This is a genomic window from Phenylobacterium sp., assembly GCF_024508875.1.
Lineage (GTDB): Bacteria > Pseudomonadota > Alphaproteobacteria > Caulobacterales > Caulobacteraceae > Phenylobacterium.
Genome location: NZ_JANINU010000180.1, coordinates 12,216 through 30,162, shown reverse-complemented (window position 1 = coordinate 30,162; position 17,947 = coordinate 12,216). Strand labels below are relative to the sequence as shown.

Below are 17,947 nucleotides of genomic sequence, written 5' to 3'. Positions count from 1 at the left end.
ATCGCGCGGCTGGGCCGGGTGGACGTGCTGATCAACAACGCCGGGGTGTTCGAGCCGGTGGCGGTGGACGCCGGCCTGGACGACTGGCACGCCGGCTGGGGCCGGACGATGCAGATCAACCTGCAGGCCTCGGCCGACCTCTGCCGCCGGGCGATCCTGCACTGGCGCGAGCGGGGGGCCCAAGGTGAGAAGGGGGGCGGGCGGATCGTCAACATCGCCAGCCGCGCCGCCTATCGCGGCGACAGCCCGGCCCACTGGCACTATGCGGCGTCCAAGGCTGGGATGGTGGGCATGACCAAGTCCATCGCCCGCGGCTATGCGCGTGAAGGGATTCTGGCGTTCGCGGTGTGCCCGGGCTTCACGATGACCGGGATGGCCGAGGACTATGTGGCAAGCCGCGGCGGCGACAAGCTGCTGACCGACATCCCGCTGGGCCGGGTGGCGGATCCCGCCGAGGTGGCGAGCGCGGCGGCCTATCTGGCGCTGGAGGCGCCGGCGTCGATGACCGGGGCGGTGATCGACATCAACGGCGCGAGCTTCGTGCGCTAAAATTACAACAGTCATTTATTTGTCGAAGCGAGGCCTTGCGTCCGCCACGATCCGTGGGCGTAGCTAGCCTCGGGGGGCGTCACCGGGAGGAACACGGATGACGCTGAAGAGATTGCCCGTGGCGGCCTTGGCCGGCCTGACCGCCGTCACCTCGGGACCGGGCGCGACCGCGCAGCCGCGTCGGATCGTGGATGGAACACCGTCGGCCGACGCCTGCGCCGAGCTGGGGTTCCGCGCGCCGGCCCGGCCCGACTACGGGCGAGGCGTCGTGATGCGCCGACCCGCGCCGACCTACGCCGGCCCGCCGCCCCCGGCTCCACCGCCGCCGTCCATCGCGCCGGCGCCGCAGATCCCGCCCCTGCCCCTGCCGCCGGTCGAGCGCCGGATCGCGCCCACGGGCAAGGCCGCCGTCCAGGAAATGGTCGTCACGGCGCAGAGGTATCAGCCCTACGGCTAACCCGATCAAGCAGACGGCGAGCGATCCGGTCTCGACCTTCTCGGTGGACGTGGACACCGCCGCCTATTCCAACGTCCGCCGCTTCCTGAACGACGGCGCCCGACCGCCGACGGACGCGGTGCGGGTCGAGGAGATGATCAACTACTTCGACTACGGCTACGCCCGGCCGCAAGACCGCTCGACGCCGTTCAGCTCGTACGTGGCGCTGGCGCCTTCGCCCTGGTCCGGCCAGCGGCAGATCCTGCATGTGGGCATCCAGGGCTTCGACGTTCCCAAGGGCGAGCAGCCGCCGCTGAACCTGGTGTTCCTGATCGACACCTCAGGGTCGATGAGCTCGGACGACCGGCTGCCGCTGGCGCAGAAGTCGCTGTCGCTGCTGATCGACCAGCTCCGCCCGCAGGATCGGGTGGCGATGGTGGCCTATGCAGGCTCGGCCGGGGCGGTGCTGGCGCCGACGGACGGCCGGCAGAAACTGAAGATGCGCTGCGCGCTGAACGCCCTGCACTCGGGCGGCTCGACCGCCGGCGGGCAAGGCCTGAGCCTCGCCTACGCCCTCGCCAAGGAGAACTTCGATCCGAAGGCGGTGAACCGGGTGATCCTGGTGACCGACGGCGACTTCAACGTCGGCGTGGCCGATCCGTCGAAGCTGAAGGACTTCGTGGCGGAGAAGCGCAAGGACGGGATTTACCTCTCCGTCTACGGCTACGGCCGCGGCAACTACAACGACACGATGATGCAGGCGCTGGCGCAGAACGGGAACGGGACCGCGGCCTACGTCGACAGCCTGCGCGAGGCCCGCAAGCTGTTCCGGACGGACTTCACCAAGTCGCTGTTCCCGATCGCCGACGACGTGAAGATCCAGATCGAGTTCAACCCGGCGCAGGTCAGCGAGTACCGGCTGATCGGCTACGAGACGCGGATGCTGAACCGCGAGGACTTCAACAACGACCAGGTGGACGCGGGCGAGGTCGGGGCCGGCGCGTCGGTGACGGCGCTGTACGAGATCACCCCGGCCGGCGCGCCGCCGTCAGCCGACCCGCTGCGCTACGGCGGCAAGGCGCCGCCGCCCTCGCCCTCGGGCGAGCTGGCCTACCTGAAGATCCGCTACAAGCTGCCGGGCCAGGCGACGTCGAAGCTCATCGAGCGGCCGATCACGCGGGCCGACCTTAAGCCCAGCCTCGCGGCCGCGCCGGAGCCGACGCGCTGGGCGGTGGCGGTGGCGGCGTTCGGGCAGAAGCTGAAGCAGGACCCGCGCGTCTCGGCCGACTTCGGCTGGAACGACATCGTCGCGCTGGCCCAGGCCAGCCGCGGGGAGGATCCGTTCGGCGAGCGGGCGGAGTTCGTCCAGCTCGTCCGCGCCGCCGCTGAGGCGCGGGCGCCGAGCGACTAGGCCTCCGGCGCGAACCGGAGGGGGATCGTCACGGTGGCCACGTAGCCGCGCTCCGCGTGCGGCCCGGCCGTGACGGAGGCGGCCTCGCCGTAGCGGGCGGCCAGGCGGCGGCGGATGTTGGCGAGGCCGACGCCCGTCCCGCCCGCAGCCCCGGCGCCGGGGCCGTTGTCGGCCACCTGGAGCCGCAGGGACGGCCCATCGCGACGGGCGACGATCTCGATCAGGGTCTCCCGGCCCGGCGCGTGGATCCCGTGTTTCACAGCGTTCTCCACCAGCGGCTGGAGAATCAGGCTGGGGGTCTCGGCGTCGGCCAGGTCGGGGGGCAGATCCACGCGGACGCGCAGGCAGTCGGGGAAGCGCAGTTCCTCCAGCGCCAGGTAGAGCCGCTGCTGGGCGATCTCGTCGGCGAGGCGCACCTCGTCCAGCGGGTCGCGGGTCAGGCTGGAGCGGAAGAAGGCCGAGAGGCGAAGGATGGCGCGGTCGGCTTCGGCGTTGCGGCCGTCCAGCACCAGCGTCGCGATGGAGTTGAGGGCGTTGTACAGGAAGTGCGGATTGACCTGATAGTGCAGCGCCCGCAGCTCGGCCTCGCGGGCGGCGATCAGGGCCTCGGAGAGGTTGGCCTCGCGCCGCCGCTCGCGCCGGCCGCTCTCGATCACCTGGACCAGCAGCACCCACAGACCGAACGGGGTGAGCCAGTAGAGGCTCTCCCAGGCGAACAGGCGCAGGCTGTAGCCGTCGTCGCTGCGCAGCATGGGCGTGAACTGGTGGATCAGGGGCATGGAGGCGGCGAACAGCACCGCCGACGTGGCGAGCACCGCCACCGTGACGGCCGCGCGCACGGGCCCGCGGCGGCTGCGCACGGCGCGGATCGCGGCGAACCCGGCGAAGCTGAGCGCGCAGGCGATCAGCACGCCCGTCACGTGCCCCGGCGCGTAGCGCAGCGGCAGCGGCGAGCCCCGCATGGCGGTCAGGACCTGGGTCCACAGCTCCATGCCGGTCCAGAACACCGCGGCGAGACCGGCCATGCGCAGGCCTTCCCGCCGATCCCGGCTGTCGATCACGTCAGGCATCCCCTCTCCCCGCCCGCCTCTAGGCCCGGTGAGGCCGCCGTCGGGCCTGCGGATCGACGAAGGGGGACGATCCGTCGACGGACGCGGTTTACCGGCCCGCCCCCAGCGTGGGACACCGCCGGCCCGCCCGAAGGCCGCCCCCATGCCCCCGCTCCGCGTGCTTGCCGTCGACGATGAGCCCCTGGCGCTGCGCCGGGTGGAGATCGCCGTCTCCGACATGCCGGACGTGACCCTGGTGGGCCGGGCGCGCAGCGGCGCCGAGGGCCTAGCCCTGGTCCAGGCCCTGAAGCCCGACGTGGTGCTGCTCGACATCCAGATGTCGAACCTAGATGGCTTCGAGCTGATCGAACGGCTGGCGGACGAAGGCGCGCCGCTGGTGGTGTTCGTCACCGCCCACGAGGCGTTCGCGGTACGCGCGTTCGAGGTGGGCGCGGTGGACTACGTGCTGAAGCCATTGGAACTGGAGCGCCTGCGTGCGGCGCTGGTCCGGGCGCGCCGCGCCCTATCGGCCGAGGACGCCGCCCTGCGGGCCGCCGAACTCCGCTCGCTGGTGCGCGCGCTGCGCGAGGAAGCCGCCAACACCGAGCCCGCCTACGCCACCGGCTTCTGGGTCGAGCGGCGCGGCGAACACGTGCGGGCTCAGGCGCACCACATCGACTGGATGGAGGCCGACCGCGACTATGTGCGCCTGCACACCCGCGACGGGCCCTGCCTGATGCGCGGGCCGCTGGCCACGGTGCAAGAGCAGTTGGATCCCGCCCAATTCATCCGCATCCGCCGCTCAGCCCTCGTTCGTACAGATCGGATCAAGTCGATCCGGAACCGCGGCTACGGCGACTTTCGCATCCAGATGTCGTCTGGAGAGGAGCTTCGGGTCGGCAAGACCTATCTGCGCGACGTGCGCCGCCTGCTGGAGCAGCGCTAGGCCGGGGCGCCGCCTGCGGCGAGCCTCGCGAGCGCCTCGGCGAGGATGGGGCGCTGGCCCTTGTGGATCTTCACCGCGGCGGCGGCGGCGTCGAACCAGGCGGCGCGATCAACCTCGGGGAAGGTCTGCCGGCGGCCGCTGCGGGGCGGCCACTCGATCTCGAAGGTGTTGCTGACGATCCGCGAGACGTCGAGGTCGGCCTGCACCAGCCAGGCGTGGACGACCTTGCCGCTCGAGGCGACCGGGCCGAGGGGCTGCGGGTCGCCGTCGATGTCGAGCCCCAGTTCCTCGCGGAACTCGCGCCGGGCCGCGGACCAGCCGTCCTCGTCCGCCTCCACCAGCCCCTTCGGGATCGACCAGCCGGCGGCGTCCTTGTTCGCCCAGTAAGGGCCGCCCGGATGGACCAGCAGGAACTCGGGCCCCGCAGGCCGGGGGCGCCAGGCCAACACGCCGGCGCTGAGGCTCGCCACTACAGCATGTCCATGCGGCGCAGCATCCACAGGAGGCCCGCCACGACGCCCAGGCACAACAGGGCGACGGCGAAGAAGCCGGATGGCGAATGGGCGAACGGAATGCCGCCCAGGTTCATGCCGAACGCCCCGGTGATGAGGGTGGGCGGGATCAGCAGCGTCGAGATCACCGTCAGCGTCCGCATGGCGCGGTTGGTGGCGTTGGTGATCAGGGTGTCGACCTCTTCGTGCAGCAGGCGCGCGCGCTCCTGCAGCGAGGCGGCCTCGCGGTCCAGGTCCTCGGCGGCGGCGACGAGGTCGGGCAGCCACTCGCCGAGGATCGCCACGCGCCGCGACCCGCGCCCCGCATAGGCGCGGGTGAGCGCGCCGCGGAGCCACTGCACCTCGCGCCGATAGCGCGACAGGCTGCGGCGGACGGGCGCGAGGCCGGTGTCGGCGAGGTCCTGCGGCTCGGTGAGCACATAGTCCTCGACCCGCGAGAGCTCGGCGCCGAGGTCCTCGAAGATCTGTTCAACTCGGTCGACGTAGTGCTCGACCAGCCGCGCGAGCGCGGCGGCGGGACCATCGAAGGGCTGGCCGCCGTCGACCTCCCGTCGCAGGTCGTCGATGGCGCGCAGGGCATGCAGCCGGCCGGTGATGAGCCGCGTCCCGTCCAGGGCGAAGACCAGCCGGCCCTCGCCCTGCGGCCGCCCGTCGAGGTCGCGCTCCAGGTCGGGCAGCACGCCGAACACCCAGCCGCGGGCCTGTTCGAGCTGCACCCGGTCCTCGCGCTGCAGGAAAAGCGCCCGGGCGTCGGCCGGCAGGTCCGGCACCTTGTCCAGCAGCAGCTTGGAGCGCAGGTCGCCGAGGGCCAGGTGCGCCCAGGTCCACGCGCCTGGCTCGGGCGAGAACCCGGCCTCGGTCACGGCCTGTGCGACGCCGCCCTCGCCGAAGCGGTAGGCGCACAGCAGGCCCGAGCGCGGACCCACCAGGTCTTCCAGGGTCGGATGGACGCTTACCCCAAGACCCACCTCCGAACTCAGTCCATCAGCCGCTGCTGGAGATAGGTGTACTCCAACGCCTGGCGCATGGCGCGCTCGTTGAGGTTGGCGGCGGCGGCGTGACCGCCGTCGATGTTCTCGTAGTAGAGGTAGTCGTAGCCGTATTCCTTAAGCCGCGCGGCGGCCTTGCGGGCGTGCGCCGGGTGCACCCGGTCGTCCTTGGTGGACGTTTCGATGAACACCCGCGGATAGGGCTGGCCGGGCTTCAGGTTCTGGTACGGCGAGTAGGTCATCAGCATGGCCCGCTCCTCCGGCACCTTCGGATCGCCATACTCCCCGATCCATGACGATCCGGCGCCGATGTGGTCGTAGCCGATCATGTCGAACAGCGGCACCTGGATGACGATGGCGTTGTAGAGCTCGGGACGTTTGGTGAGCGCGACGCCCATGAGCAGGCCGCCGTTGGAGCCCCCCATGATGCCCAGCTTCTTCGGATTGGTGATCTTGCGGTCGATGAGGTCCTGGCTGACCGCAAAGAAGTCGTCGTAGACGGCCATGCGCTTCAGCTTCAGGCCGGCGTTGTGCCAGCGAGGGCCGAACTCGCCGCCGCCGCGGATGTTGGCGACGACGAAGACGCCGCCCTTCTCCAGCCAAAGCTTGCCGATGGCGCCCGAATAGGCCGGCGACTGGCTGATCAGGAAGCCGCCGTAGGCGTTCAGCAGGGTCGGGTTTGAGCCGTCCAGCTTCATGTCCTTCGCGTGGGTGACGAAGTACGGGACCTTGGTTCCGTCCTTCGACGTGGCCCAGAACTGCTCGGTGACGAACTTCGAGGCGTCGAAGCGGGCGGGCAGTGTGCGAAGCTGCGCCGGCTTGCCGCCCGACGCGTCGGCCAGCCACTGACTGTTCGGGGTCAGGAAGCTCTGGACGTTGACGATCAGCCGGTCATCGGCGTCAGACGCCGAGGCGATGCCGATCGTGGAGTCCTTCGGCAGGTCCAGGCCGCTCGAGGTCCAGGCGGCGCCCTTGCGCTGGAAGCTCAGGACCTGGCCCTTCACGTTGTCGAGCAGGGTGACGACGAGCCGGTTCTTCGTCGTGGCCACCTGCTCGACGCTCTGGCTCATCGTGGGGCGCAGGACCAGGGTCGGAGAGAGGGCGTCGGGCTTGCGCCGGAAGGCCGCCAGGTCGAAGTCGACCAGGTCGCCTTCCTTCAGATTCCTGGCCGCCCAATCCTCCTCCAGGCTGACCAGGACGCGGCCCGAGACGAGGCCCTGCACCGAGGACTTCTTCGGCAGGTCCAGCTTCAGCGGCCGGTCGCCGGACAGCAGGTAGTATTCGGCGTTGAAGGTGTCCAACGGCCGCTGGATGACCACGGCCTCGACCTTACCCGAGGCGTCGCGCAGCACGATCGACTGCACGCCGTAGCCGCCGTCGGTCTTCTGGCCGGCGAACACCTGCTTCGCCGACGCCAGCGGCTGGCCGCGCTTCAGCAGCTTGGCGATGTAGGGATAGCCCGAGGTGGTGACGGCGTCCTTCGTCCAATCGGTGACGACGAACAGCGTGTCCTTGTCGATCCAGTCGAAGCGGTGCTTGCCCTCGGGCAGAGTGAAGCCGCCGTCGACGAACCTGCCGGCCTGCGTGTCGAACTCGCGGACGACCACCGCGTCCTTGCCGCCGTTCGAGAGGCTGACCAGGCAGTAGCGATCGTCGGGACGCAGGCAGTCGGCGCCCTTCCAGACCCAGTTCTTGCCTTCGGCCTTCGACAGCGCGTCGAGGTCGAGCAGCGTCTTCCACTCGGGATCGCCGGACTGGTAGCTGGCCAGCGTCGTGGTGCGCCAGACGCCGCGGACGTGCTCGGCGTCCTGCCAGTAGTCGCGCAGGGCCCCGCCCTCGCCCGCGAAGCCCACGTTCGGGATCCGGTCCTTGGCGGTGGCGATCTTCAGGGCGTCGGCATAGAGGCCGGCGTAGCGGGGATCGTTCTGGAGCTGCGGCAGCGAGCGGGCGTTCTCGGCCTTGGCGAACTCCATCGCCCGGGCCCCCTCGATCTCTTCCATGTAGGCATAGGGATCGTTGTCAGGCGCCGCCGCCCCCATGAGAAACACTCCTGCGAGGACGGTGGCGAGCAGCCGCGCTTTCATCGTTCACCCCGAGCTTGAACCAAGCCGCCGATAGACGACGTGGCGGGGCGAAGCTCAAGGGGGATTTCGCCCCGCCTCAGCGCCGGCGGGGGCGCGCCTCAGACGACCGACGGCTTCTCGGCGAAGCGCGCGCTCATGACGCTGTCGATATGGCTCCAGGCGTAGATGTCCGTCGCGCCGCCGGCGGGCCGCAGTTGCACGTGACCGGAATCCTGCTTCTTGAAATAATAGCCCGGCGTCAGACCGAGCTCGCGCGCCAGGTCGGCATAGGTCTTGTAAGCCGGATCCGAGCCGCTCTCGACCATCTTGCCGCCGCGGTAGCAGTAGCAGTCCGCCGCCTCCCCCCACTGGTGCCAACCCGCCCCCGGAAGGGCGTTGGTCTGCCAGGCCGGCTTCCTGGGCGTGTCGCGGAACCGTTCGAGCACCGCCGCCGTCCACGGCGCGCCGGCATCGTTCAGCATCTTGATCTTGGCGTCGATATCCGCAGGGGACCGCTCGGCCCACTGGCAGTAGTAGAGCGCCTGAGTGCGCGGCGTGCGTAGGCCCTGGCTGATGCGGAATTCCAAACCGTGCTGGCGGCAGGCGGCGAACAACTGGCTGAGCTTGCCGGCAAACTCCGCTGTCAGTCCGAAACCATCGAACTCGGCGCCGTTGCCGGTCGAAGCCGCGGGCGTGGCGGCCGGAGTCTGCGCGCCCTGCAACGGACCGCAGGCGCCCGCCCAGATGTAGGCGTCGCCTTCAAGGCGATACCAGTGGGCGTTACCCTGCACCGCCTCGCCGACGGCGAGACCCTGGACGTCGACCACGGCGCCGGCGTCCAGCTTGCGCAGGACCGCGGCCTGCTTGTTAGGGGCGCCTTGGCGAACGTTCACCCGTGCGGTGACCGTGACCCGGCCCAGAAGCGCGATCGTCGGCATGGCTACCCCACTGCGTCATCCGCGCCGGCGCCGCGCGACGCCGAGCCCGTGCCCACGGCTTCCTGACCGGCCGGCGCACCGGGCGACCCGGAAACGCGGCTTGCGAAGCCTTCGATGAAGTCGGCGCCGGCATATCCGGCCGTCGCGACCGCCAGGATCTGCTGCGCGCCGATGTTGGCGAGGTCGTGGAAGATGCCGATCGCCGCCAGCGCGCCGGCGATGAACCCGATCAGCAGCGAGACGACGATGCGGTGAACGGCGATCACGTCTCCCACGGAGACGCCCTCGGCGCTGGCCGCATCCTGCGCCTTCTTCAGGCCGACGACGGTGCGAACCCCCTGCCCCAATGCGCCGGCCAGGCCGCCGAGGCCGAGAAGCTGCAGCCACTCATATGCATCCAGGGCGCTGACGACGTCCGTCATGACGTTCCTCCGATGGAGCCGAGCAGAAGCTTGGCCACTGGACGCGAAGAGTCAACGAAACATTGTTATTGGAAAAGATGCGCTCCAGAGTGGCGTCATCGGTCCCGCAGGATGCTCATCGCGACGTGCGGGCGCACGACGAAGAGGCCGGCCCAGATCACGCGGGCCACGGCGCGGCGCAGGCGGCGGCCGGGGCGGAACTCGTTCTCGTAGACGGCGGCGTAGTCGAGGGCGGTGGTCACGGCGGTCTCTCCTGAGTTGATGGGAGAGGTTTGGCGCCGATCTACGTCAGTTCCGGACGTGCATCTTCGCCGCGGCCTCCAGTTCGCCGCGCATCATGTCCTTCAGCGCCTGAGGTTCGACGATCTCGACCTTGTCGCCCCAGGTGAACAGGTGCCAGGCCAGCTCCCGCATGCCGCTGGCGCGGAACTGGACCACGGTCGAGCCGTCGGGCCGGGCCTCGACCTTCTGGCGGGCGTGGAAGCGCCAGCGGACGGCGTCCTCGCGGCCCTCCGGCAGGATGCGCAGGACGACGTCGTGGGTGTCGTCCTGGTAGATGCCGAAGCTCTCGTCGGCGTAGGCCTGCAGCGAGAAGTCCTCGGGCGGCGCGCCGGGCGAGCCGGTCACCTCGACGTCGAGCACCCGGTCCAGGCGCCAGTTGCGCGGGCCGGTCCCCGCCCCGACCTCCTCGGCCACGAGGTAGTTCGAGCGGCCGAACAGGATGCCGTAGGGCGTGACCTCGCGGGTGCGGCCGGGCGTGGAGCCGCCTTCGTAGCGGAAGCGCAGTGTGGACAGTGACTTCAGCCCCTCGCGCACGGCGGCGAGCACCGTCTCCTCCTCGAAGGGGCGCGGACCGGCGGTGACGGCGATGGTCTCGGCCTGCAGCAGGGCCTCGAGGTCGGGCGCGAGGCGGCGGCGGGCCGAGGCGCGGGTGGCCGACATGACCTTCTGCTCCAGCGAGCGCAGCGCCGCGGCGCGGGCGGCGGCGCCCTGGCGGTCCAGCAGCTCTGCGGCGGCCGACAGCGCGGCCAGCTCCTCCGCGGTCGGGGCCTGGAAGAGGCCGTCGAGGCCCGAGGGGATGCGGAAGCGCTTGGACGGATAGACGTCGTCGATCGCCTCCATCTGCGGGAACATCTCCCACACCGCGTCGCGCATGCGCTCGACCGTGCGCCGGCTCGCCCCCAGGCGTTGGGCCATCTCGTCGAGGGTGAGCCCCTCGGCGCTGGAGGCCAGCATCCGGGCCAGCTCCAGCAGCTTCGTCCCTTTTTCGTGGCGCATGGAAAATGCACGTCCGTTTTTGTCGTAGGACGCAGACAAAAACAGAACCATCGAATTTCCGCAAGGAGCGAAACGATGGCTTCCCGCTTCCAACCCCGCCGCCCCGCCTACGCCAAGCCGAGCCGCTTCAGCCCGGCGCGCTTCAGCCCCCGGCCGGTCCAGGCCCCGCAGCGCCCGCCGCCCCCGCCGGCGGCGGTGGTCGACGCGATCCTGCGCCACCACGACATCAGCGTGGACCAGGGCGGGCAGCGCTCGCTGCTGCGCCTCTCGGAGCGCGCCCTGCGCGAGCCGCAGGTGGTCGCGGCCCTGGGCGGCGACGTGCGCCGCGCGGCCAATGTCGCGATCCTGTGGAACGAGCGCGAGAGCGAGATCGTCCGCGTGTTGGAAGGCTTCGAGGAACGCGCCGCGGCGTGATCCCCGGCCATGACGCATTAGGAGCTGCTCGCCGCCGTCGTCCCTTCCGGCTTGTAGCTTGGCTGGTCGATAGCGATCTGGCGGCGCGCCATGATGGTCAGGGCGGCGAGCAGGCCCGGCGTCTCGACGGTGTAGGTCCCGGCGCGGATTCCATCGCAGAGCTCGGCGTTCAGCGCCTCGTAGTCGCCGGCATGGCCCAGGACGGCGGCCATCAGGCCCACGGCCTCGGCCTCGGCGGCGGGACCTTCGGTGATCTCGCGCTGGACGGTGGCGAGGGCGTTGGCGGCGACGCGGGCCAGGAACGCGTTGCGCGGATCCAGCGTCGGGCGGATCTCGTCGATCCACAGGCGCACGGACTCGACCAGTTCCTCGGTGCGGGGATGGGTGATCAAAGACCTTCCTCCAGCAGCACGACCAGGTCGGCCTCGGTCTCCGAGACGCGGCGGCCGATCATCGGGCGCTCGACCGACTTGGTGATCCCGTCGCGCCAGCTCAGGTACATGGTCAGGCACATGACGCCCCAGCGCAGCGAGCCCAGCATCTGCCAGAAGCGCACGCGGCTGAGCTCGATGGGCCGCCCGCCGGCGTCGGCGTAGCCGGCCAGCAGGTCGGCGTAGTCGCCGAAGCCGCCCACCGGCCTGTCGGGGCGACCGAAGCGCCAGGAGTTGGTGCAGATCCAGCCCATGTCCTCGGCCGGGTCGCCGATGTGGGCCAGCTCCCAATCCAGCACGGCGACGACGCCCTTCCCGGGGTCGAACATGATGTTGCCGTTGCGGAAGTCGCCGTGCAGCAGCGTGGGCTCGACCCGCGGCGGCACGTGCTTGCGCAGGTACTGGAACGCCAGCTCCAGGATCGGCCGCCGCGCGCCGGTGGCGCGGTAGACCTCCTCGTAGCGGTCGAGCTCGGCGACGCCGTCGACGGCCTTGAGCTTGAGGCCGGGGGGCGGCGGGGTCTTGTGGATGGCCACCAACGACTCGCCGCACTGGCGGGCGAGCTGCGGGCGGACGGCGTCGAAACGCGGGTCGGAGACGATCTTCTTGCCCAAGGTCTCGCCGTCGGCGCGGACCATGACGTAGGCCTCGCCCAGCCCGTCGGCCTCGTCGCAGACGTGACGCACGATGGGCACGCGGGCGCCGTTGGCGCCCGTCGCGCGGATCAGGGCCGCCTCGGTGGCCAGGCTGACCGAGCGGGCCGTCTCCTCGTCGAAGGGGGCGCTGCGATGGCGCAGGATCAGGCGCTCGGTCCCGGCCGGCCCCTCGATCGTGAACGCCCAGGTCTCCATGCTGGCGCCGCCCGACAGCCTGCCGGCCTCGGCGAGCGTCGCGCCCTGCCCTCCCAGTCTTGCGGCGAGCTTCTGAAGGCCCGCGCGAACGTCAACTTCCATGACCCGGCGGAACCCTCCGGTTGGTCTAATCTGCCCCCGATCTGGCGGGCTGTCGGGGCCCTTGTAAATGGCTCCCCTGGCGTCAGCCCGCCCCAGAAAATCGGCGGCTTCGGGTCGCCTTTGGGAGAACGGCCGTGGACTTCAACCTGCCCCAGGACCTCGTGGACTACCTCGCGGAACTCGACCGGTTCATCGAGGACGTGATTATGCCGCTGCAGCGGCAGGACGATAACGACCGGTTCTTCGACCACCGACGCGAGCACGCCCGCACCGACTGGGACAACGACGGCCTGCCCCGCCACGAGTGGGAGGAGCTGCTGGCCAAGGCCCGCAAGCTGGCCGACGAGGCCGGCCACCTGCGCTTCGCCTGGCCCAAGGAGATGGGCGGCAAGGGCGGCAGCCAACTGGCCATGGCGGTGATCCGCGAGCACTTGGCGGCCAAGGGCCTGGGTCTCTTCAACGACCTGCAGACCGAACACTCCATCGTCGGCAACAACCCCTTCATCCTGATGTTCAAGGAGTTCGCGACGAACGAGCAGTACGACCGCTACGCCGACGACCTGCTGAACGGGCGCATGCGCACCGGCTTCGGCCTCACCGAGCCCAACCACGGCTCGGACGCCACGTGGATGGAGACCCGCGCCGTCCGCCACGAGAAGGACGGCAAGCCCGGCTGGCTCATCAACGGGGAAAAGATGTGGACCACGGGCATGCACGTGGCCACCCACGTGATGTGCTTCGCCCGCACCAGCGGCAAGGACGGCGACGCCACCGGCATCACCTGCTTCATCGTCCCGGCGAACACCCCCGGCGTGAAGGTCGAGGAGTACCTCTGGACCTTCAACATGCCGACCGACCACCCGCGGGTCAGCTTCACCGACGTCTGGATCCCGGAGGACAGCTACTGGGGCCAGGTCGACCGGGGGCTGGGGATCGGCCAGAGCTTCGTGCACCAGAACCGCATCCGGCAGGCAGCCTCGTCGTTGGGCGCGGCGCAGTTCTGCATCGACGAGAGCGTCCGCTACGCCCGGGAGCGCAAACCGTTCGGCAAGGCGCTGGCCGAGAACCAGGCGATCCAGTGGCCGCTGGTGGAGCTCCAGACCCAGTGCGAGATGCTGCGCCTGCTGATCCGCAAGACCGCCTGGCAGATGGACCACATGGAGCACAAGGAGATCGAGAAGACGATCTCGGACAAGGTCTCCATGTGCAACTACTGGGGCAACCGGCTGGTCTGCGAGGCGGCCGACCGGGCGATGCAGGTTCACGGCGGCATCGGCTATTCGCGCCACAAGCCGTTCGAGCACATCTACCGCCACCACCGCCGCTACCGGATCACCGAGGGCTCGGAGGAGATCCAGATGCGCAAGGTGGGCGCCTACCTGTTCGGCTACCTCGGACCCAAGCGGGCGGACCCCGTATTCAAGGCGCTGAACGAGGCGGAGAAGGCGGCCAAGAACGACTATGTCCAGCCGATCCCCGCGCACCACAACGCCGCCCGCTGACGGCGGGGGCCCGCAGCGGCTGGCGGTCTACGGATCGCTGGCGCCCGGCAAGTCCAACCACGGCCAGCTCGACGGGCTGGCCGGCGGCTGGGAGCCCGGCGTGGTGCGGGGCTGGCTGGTCGATTCCGGATGGGGCGCGGCGCAGGGCTATCCCGGCCTGCGCCCCGATCCGCTGGGGCCGGAGGTGATGGTGCAGGTGTTCACGTCGAAGGACCTGCCGGCCCACTGGGCCCGCCTCGACGCCTTCGAGGGCGCGGAATACGAGCGCGTCGCGGTCGACGTGGACCTCGGGACCTATGCGGTGAAAGCCTGGCTCTACGCCCTGAAGCCGGAGCCCGGCTGACCGCTACTTCTTGTCCGATGCCCGCGTGAACTCGATGTCGGCCGTGCGCTTCTCGGCCCGGAAGTCGAAGACCATCTTGTAAGTCCCGACTCCGTCCGCCATGGCCGCCACCGTGCGATTGGCGAGCTGATGCCGAAGAAGGACCTTTGGATCCTTGGTCGTATCGCTCACCGTCTTCATGGCCCCGAGCAAGGCCGCCGCCTCGACCCCCGCGTCGCCGCTCAAGCGTCCGGCGGAAGCCGCCGCCGCCTTGGACGGTATGATCGGGCTGAGCGGCAACGGTCCCGGAGGCGTCGCGAGCGGCCACACCTCGGACAGCGCGAGTCCGTCCTTCTCCAGGTCGAAGGTCGCTGCGCTCGCCTTGTACTCGCTGACCGACGTTCCAGTGTGGATCGCCTCCGCCAGCGCGTTCAAGCCCGAGTTGAGCACAAGGCCGAAACTCTTGGACGGGGCCGCCTGGAGCCGGAAGCTGATCTTGTGGAACACGCCTTCCAGGGCTTGGGCGTCGTTGACATACCTCGACGGCATGTCGTCGTAGGACACCATCATGGAGGTCCGATATGCGCGCAGTCCGACGAGCGAGGCGACGTAGTCCTTGCAGTAGGTCTGATATCGGACGAGCTCATTGTTGACGACGGCCGCCGAGTCCGGAGCGTTCTTGTCAGAAATCTTGTCGTGCTCGGTCAGGATGGAACAGGCCGAATCCAGGGTCTCGTCTTCGATCACGAGGCTGGGCAGCGCCAGGTAGCGGGTGCGAAGGCTGGTGTAGTGCGACCGCAGCCGCGCGAACGCTGCGGCGGCGGCGTAGTGGACCTGAGACCGGGGACCGTTCGCGGCGATCTCCTCCGCGATTATGGGGGCAAGAGCCACGACGGACCATGCGATCGTGGTGCTTTCTGCAGCTTTCGTCCCGCCGATCAGCAGGGCCGTCGCCCCCGCCGCCGACACCGAGGTCTCGCCAAAGTGCCATTTTTGGCCCCGCCGCGCTTGCCGCGTGTGCGACCAGACCAGCCATTCCAGATCCCGATCGATGCACTCCATCGCGTCGAGATCGTTCGTGTTGTTGAGGCAGCAGACGAGATTGAAGCTGACCTGCTGCTCGACCTTGCTGGGGTCAAGTTTGCGTTGCTCAGCGGCCGTCAGGCTTTCGGTATCCGAGATCCGGATGACCTCCATCTGGCCGCAGCGGCTCGTCGGCAAGATGACGACAGCCGTCCGCGCCGAGGCCTTGCCCTTCGCGAAATTCTGCCGGTCTTCCTCTTCGAGTTGGCGCACCGCGGCGACATAGGCTTCATGCATCGCCTGCTGTTCGCTGACCGCTGTCCGTCGGTAGGCCTGTTCGACGCCATCCGCGACGGCCGCCTGCGCCGCGGCGCGGTCATCGGCCAGCGTGGCCTTCCGGGCCTTGATCAGGCCCGCCTCGACGCCCTTCGCGACGGCGCGGCTCTCCATCTCCTCGACAGCCGGCCGCGCCTTCTCCTGCGCGCGCGCCACACCGGTCTCGACGCCGCTCTCCAGGACACGCTGGTATTCGCTGCCGTTCGGGGGCCATGGCGCTCCAGACGTCGCTGGAGGCGCGGCGGGTGTCTGCGCGACCGCTCGATCCGCGCAAGCCGCGATCATCGTCGCGCTCAAGGAGAGCACGGCCATCGTCAGACGATGCATAGAAGGTCCCCCGACCAATCCCGTGCATCAATCCAGCACAGCAACCCAGGAGCGAGTCAAGGATAAGCTATATCGCCGTTCCGCGAACGCGCCGGCCCGGCCTACTCCGCCGCCACCCGCGGGGAGCCGTAGAGGCGGTCGAAGACCGGCGGCAGGCTGTCGGGCAGGCCCAGCAGCGGGCCCGACGACAGGAGCAGGAGCACCTCCTCGCCTCCGAGGCGGCCGAGGGCGGCCATCGCGGCCTCGGCGGTCTCGACGCCCTGCACCGGCACGCCCGCGCCCGCCACACGGGCGAGGATCTCTTCGAAGCTGGACTGGTGGTGGCTGGCCTCGCCGTGGTGGGGCGGCGGGATGACCAGCACCTTGGCGACGCCCTCGAACACGGTGTCGTACCAGGCCAGGGCGTCGCGGCTGCGCCAGGAGAAGGTATGCGGCTCGAACACCACCGTCAGCGGGCGGTGCGGATAGTGCAGCAGCATGGCCTCGATGGCCGAACGGGCCTTCTCGTAGGAGCTTCCGAAGCCCTCGATCACCGGGATCGCCGAGGTCTTGGTCAGACGATCGAGGCGGCGGCGGATGCCGGCGAAGCTTTCGACCGCGCGGGCGAGCTGCGCCTCGGTGACCAGGCCGCGCTCCAGCAGGTAGCCGCCGACGCCCACGATGTTCTCCACGTTGTGCTCGCCGAGCAGCGTCGTGGCGAGCGCCACCCGCCGCCCGCCCGGCCCCACCAGCGTGAAGCGGGTGACGTCGCCGAAGACCACGCCTTCGGGATACCAACCGTCGCAGGCCTGCGTGTCGTACCAGACGATCCGCGACGCGGCCTCGCCGGCAATGGCCCGGATGGCCGGATGCTCGCGGGCCATCAGCAGGCCCTCGGCAGGCAGCAGGCGCAGCAACTCGGCGAACGGCCGGGCGTAGTCCTCGAAGGTCGGGAAGACGTTGACGTGGTCGTGGATCAGCGAGGTCAGCAGCACGTCGCGCGGGTGGTAGAGCACGAACTTCGAGCGCGGATCGGCGGGCCCGACGATGTATTCGTCGCCCTCGAGGATCACCTCGGGCGCCGTCCCCCAGTGGCCAGTGTCGGGCAGCGAGGGCGAGATGGCGCCGATCATCCAGCCGGCGTCTCGGCCGCTCTCGCGCAGGATGTGGGCCATGAGCGCCGTGCACGTGGACTTGCCGAACGAGCCGGCCACCACGGTGTTGCGGCGGAGCGCCGTCGCCTCCCCCACCAGTTCCGGGAAGGTGGTGACCCGCACCCCGCGCCGGCGTGCCTCCTGGACCTCGACGTTCGCTTCGCCGCCGAGCTTGGCGCTGGCTCCGAGAATCAGCAGGTCGAGCCCGTCAGGCAGATTCGCCGAATCGAATCGCCAGGCCACCGGGAAGCCCAGGCCCTCGACGTAGGTAGACATAGGCGGGAAGACGTCCTGGTCGGACCCGCTGATCGAATGCCCCGCCTCGCGCATCATCAGCGCCGCGGCGGACATGCCCGCCCCTGCGATGCCGGTGAAATGGATGCGCATCCGTCCCTCGTCTCAACGACTTAATTGAGGTGATCGACCGATCCGGCCGCCGCGTCCAGCCCCTCGCGACAAGGGGCCGCTTCGCCTTGGCGGCGGAAGCTTGGCCGTGAACTTAAGAGAAAGTTCGGTCGCCGAACGCCAATTAACCACGCCTTAACCACAGCAGCAGAGCTTGACGTCGTCTTCTTTGAAGACACCCCACCATCACCGAAACTGAATTCAGCCCGGCGTTCGCGCCGGGCTCTTTTTTCGCGCCGTCCGGGGAGACGGAAAGATCGTTGCGGCATGGCGTCCTGGCGGCTTGCGCAACCCCGCGGGCCGCAGTATACGCCCGCCCTCTCGACGTGATCCCCGATAGCTCAGCTGGTAGAGCAGTCGGCTGTTAACCGACTTGTCGCAGGTTCGAGTCCTGCTCGGGGAGCCACTTCGAAGCCTTCCGGACATCGCGACCGACGCGCCCGCGCAACACCGCCGCGGAAGCTGCGTTTGTCGCAGGCGTCGCATCTGGCTTTCCGGCCGGGGGCGG

Annotated in this window: 19 protein-coding genes and 1 tRNA gene; 8 read left to right on the top strand and 12 right to left on the bottom strand. The window is 69.7% G+C overall.

Annotated elements, in window-relative coordinates:
- From Q0L11_RS14090 to Q0L11_RS14080, 3 genes are all read left to right on the top strand, one after another.
- Nucleotides 1-549: SDR family NAD(P)-dependent oxidoreductase (locus tag Q0L11_RS14090; protein WP_296598053.1), on the top strand; the 549-nt coding region annotated here is incomplete at its 5' end.
- Between the two features lie 97 nt (nt 550-646).
- Entirely contained in the window at nt 647-1,006 is a 360-nt protein-coding gene (locus Q0L11_RS14085; protein ID WP_296598052.1) for a hypothetical protein, read from the top strand.
- Between the two features lie 43 nt (nt 1,007-1,049).
- The gene (locus Q0L11_RS14080; RefSeq protein WP_296598051.1) at nt 1,050-2,396 is read left to right on the top strand and encodes a von Willebrand factor type A domain-containing protein; all 1,347 of its coding nucleotides are present in this window, start codon (nt 1,050-1,052) and stop codon (nt 2,394-2,396) included.
- Here Q0L11_RS14080 and Q0L11_RS14075 read toward each other — a convergent pair.
- Complete coding sequence (locus Q0L11_RS14075; protein ID WP_296598049.1) at nt 2,393-3,466, bottom strand: sensor histidine kinase; 1,074 nt, start codon at nt 3,464-3,466, stop codon at nt 2,393-2,395. The two genes, Q0L11_RS14080 and Q0L11_RS14075, sit on opposite strands and share 4 nt — an antisense overlap.
- 142 nt (nt 3,467-3,608) lie before the next feature.
- On the opposite strand from Q0L11_RS14075, the gene Q0L11_RS14070 reads away from it, so the two are divergent.
- Nucleotides 3,609-4,391: a LytTR family DNA-binding domain-containing protein gene (locus tag Q0L11_RS14070; RefSeq protein ID WP_296598048.1), complete on the top strand. Its 783-nt coding sequence runs from the start codon at nt 3,609-3,611 to the stop codon at nt 4,389-4,391.
- Here Q0L11_RS14070 and Q0L11_RS14065 read toward each other — a convergent pair.
- The 7 genes from Q0L11_RS14065 to Q0L11_RS14035 form a co-directional block, all read right to left on the bottom strand.
- Nucleotides 4,388-4,861, bottom strand: coding sequence for an NUDIX domain-containing protein (locus tag Q0L11_RS14065; protein WP_296598047.1), 474 nt, complete (start codon nt 4,859-4,861; stop codon nt 4,388-4,390). The two genes, Q0L11_RS14070 and Q0L11_RS14065, sit on opposite strands and share 4 nt — an antisense overlap.
- On the bottom strand, nt 4,861-5,871 hold the full coding sequence (locus Q0L11_RS14060) for a CorA family divalent cation transporter (RefSeq protein WP_296598046.1): 1,011 nt from the start codon (nt 5,869-5,871) through the stop codon (nt 4,861-4,863). The genes Q0L11_RS14065 and Q0L11_RS14060 overlap by 1 nt, the downstream gene beginning before the upstream one ends.
- A gap of 8 nt (nt 5,872-5,879) precedes the next feature.
- On the bottom strand, nt 5,880-7,976 hold the full coding sequence (locus tag Q0L11_RS14055; protein WP_296598044.1) for a prolyl oligopeptidase family serine peptidase: 2,097 nt from the start codon (nt 7,974-7,976) through the stop codon (nt 5,880-5,882).
- Nucleotides 7,977-8,074: 98 nt separating this feature from the next.
- Nucleotides 8,075-8,893, bottom strand: a complete 819-nt coding sequence (locus Q0L11_RS14050; RefSeq protein WP_296598042.1) for a D-alanyl-D-alanine carboxypeptidase family protein — start codon at nt 8,891-8,893, stop codon at nt 8,075-8,077.
- A 2-nt stretch (nt 8,894-8,895) separates the two neighbouring features.
- The gene (locus Q0L11_RS14045; protein WP_296598040.1) at nt 8,896-9,315 is read right to left on the bottom strand and encodes a hypothetical protein; all 420 of its coding nucleotides are present in this window, start codon (nt 9,313-9,315) and stop codon (nt 8,896-8,898) included.
- Nucleotides 9,316-9,410: 95 nt separating this feature from the next.
- Nucleotides 9,411-9,557, bottom strand: a complete 147-nt coding sequence (locus tag Q0L11_RS14040; protein ID WP_296598038.1) for a hypothetical protein — start codon at nt 9,555-9,557, stop codon at nt 9,411-9,413.
- A 46-nt stretch (nt 9,558-9,603) separates the two neighbouring features.
- Entirely contained in the window at nt 9,604-10,593 is a 990-nt protein-coding gene (locus Q0L11_RS14035) for a YafY family protein (RefSeq protein ID WP_296598037.1), read from the bottom strand.
- Nucleotides 10,594-10,668: 75 nt separating this feature from the next.
- On the opposite strand from Q0L11_RS14035, the gene Q0L11_RS14030 reads away from it, so the two are divergent.
- Nucleotides 10,669-11,007, top strand: a complete 339-nt coding sequence (locus Q0L11_RS14030; RefSeq protein WP_296598035.1) for a hypothetical protein — start codon at nt 10,669-10,671, stop codon at nt 11,005-11,007.
- A gap of 17 nt (nt 11,008-11,024) precedes the next feature.
- Here Q0L11_RS14030 and Q0L11_RS14025 read toward each other — a convergent pair whose 3' ends face one another.
- Together Q0L11_RS14025 and Q0L11_RS14020 are read right to left on the bottom strand one after the other, a co-directional pair.
- Entirely contained in the window at nt 11,025-11,399 is a 375-nt protein-coding gene (locus tag Q0L11_RS14025) for a DUF6285 domain-containing protein (RefSeq protein ID WP_296598034.1), read from the bottom strand.
- On the bottom strand, nt 11,396-12,391 hold the full coding sequence (locus Q0L11_RS14020) for a phosphotransferase family protein (RefSeq protein ID WP_296598032.1): 996 nt from the start codon (nt 12,389-12,391) through the stop codon (nt 11,396-11,398). The genes Q0L11_RS14025 and Q0L11_RS14020 overlap by 4 nt, the downstream gene beginning before the upstream one ends.
- A gap of 134 nt (nt 12,392-12,525) precedes the next feature.
- On the opposite strand from Q0L11_RS14020, the gene Q0L11_RS14015 reads away from it, so the two are divergent.
- Together Q0L11_RS14015 and Q0L11_RS14010 are read left to right on the top strand one after the other, a co-directional pair.
- The gene (locus Q0L11_RS14015; RefSeq protein WP_296598031.1) at nt 12,526-13,893 is read left to right on the top strand and encodes an acyl-CoA dehydrogenase; all 1,368 of its coding nucleotides are present in this window, start codon (nt 12,526-12,528) and stop codon (nt 13,891-13,893) included.
- Nucleotides 13,853-14,236 carry a gamma-glutamylcyclotransferase gene (locus Q0L11_RS14010; protein WP_296598029.1) on the top strand — a complete coding sequence of 128 codons (384 nt, stop codon included), beginning with the start codon at nt 13,853-13,855 and terminating at the stop codon, nt 14,234-14,236. Before Q0L11_RS14015 ends, Q0L11_RS14010 begins: the two co-directional genes overlap by 41 nt.
- A gap of 3 nt (nt 14,237-14,239) precedes the next feature.
- Here Q0L11_RS14010 and Q0L11_RS14005 read toward each other — a convergent pair whose 3' ends face one another.
- On the bottom strand, nt 14,240-15,886 hold the full coding sequence (locus Q0L11_RS14005; RefSeq protein ID WP_296598028.1) for a hypothetical protein: 1,647 nt from the start codon (nt 15,884-15,886) through the stop codon (nt 14,240-14,242).
- A gap of 116 nt (nt 15,887-16,002) precedes the next feature.
- Nucleotides 16,003-17,421: a Mur ligase family protein gene (locus tag Q0L11_RS14000; protein WP_296598026.1), complete on the bottom strand. Its 1,419-nt coding sequence runs from the start codon at nt 17,419-17,421 to the stop codon at nt 16,003-16,005.
- 348 nt (nt 17,422-17,769) lie between these two features.
- Between Q0L11_RS14000 and Q0L11_RS13995 the strand changes: the two genes are divergently transcribed.
- Nucleotides 17,770-17,845, top strand: a tRNA-Asn gene (locus Q0L11_RS13995).
- Nucleotides 17,846-17,947 lie beyond the last annotated feature (102 nt).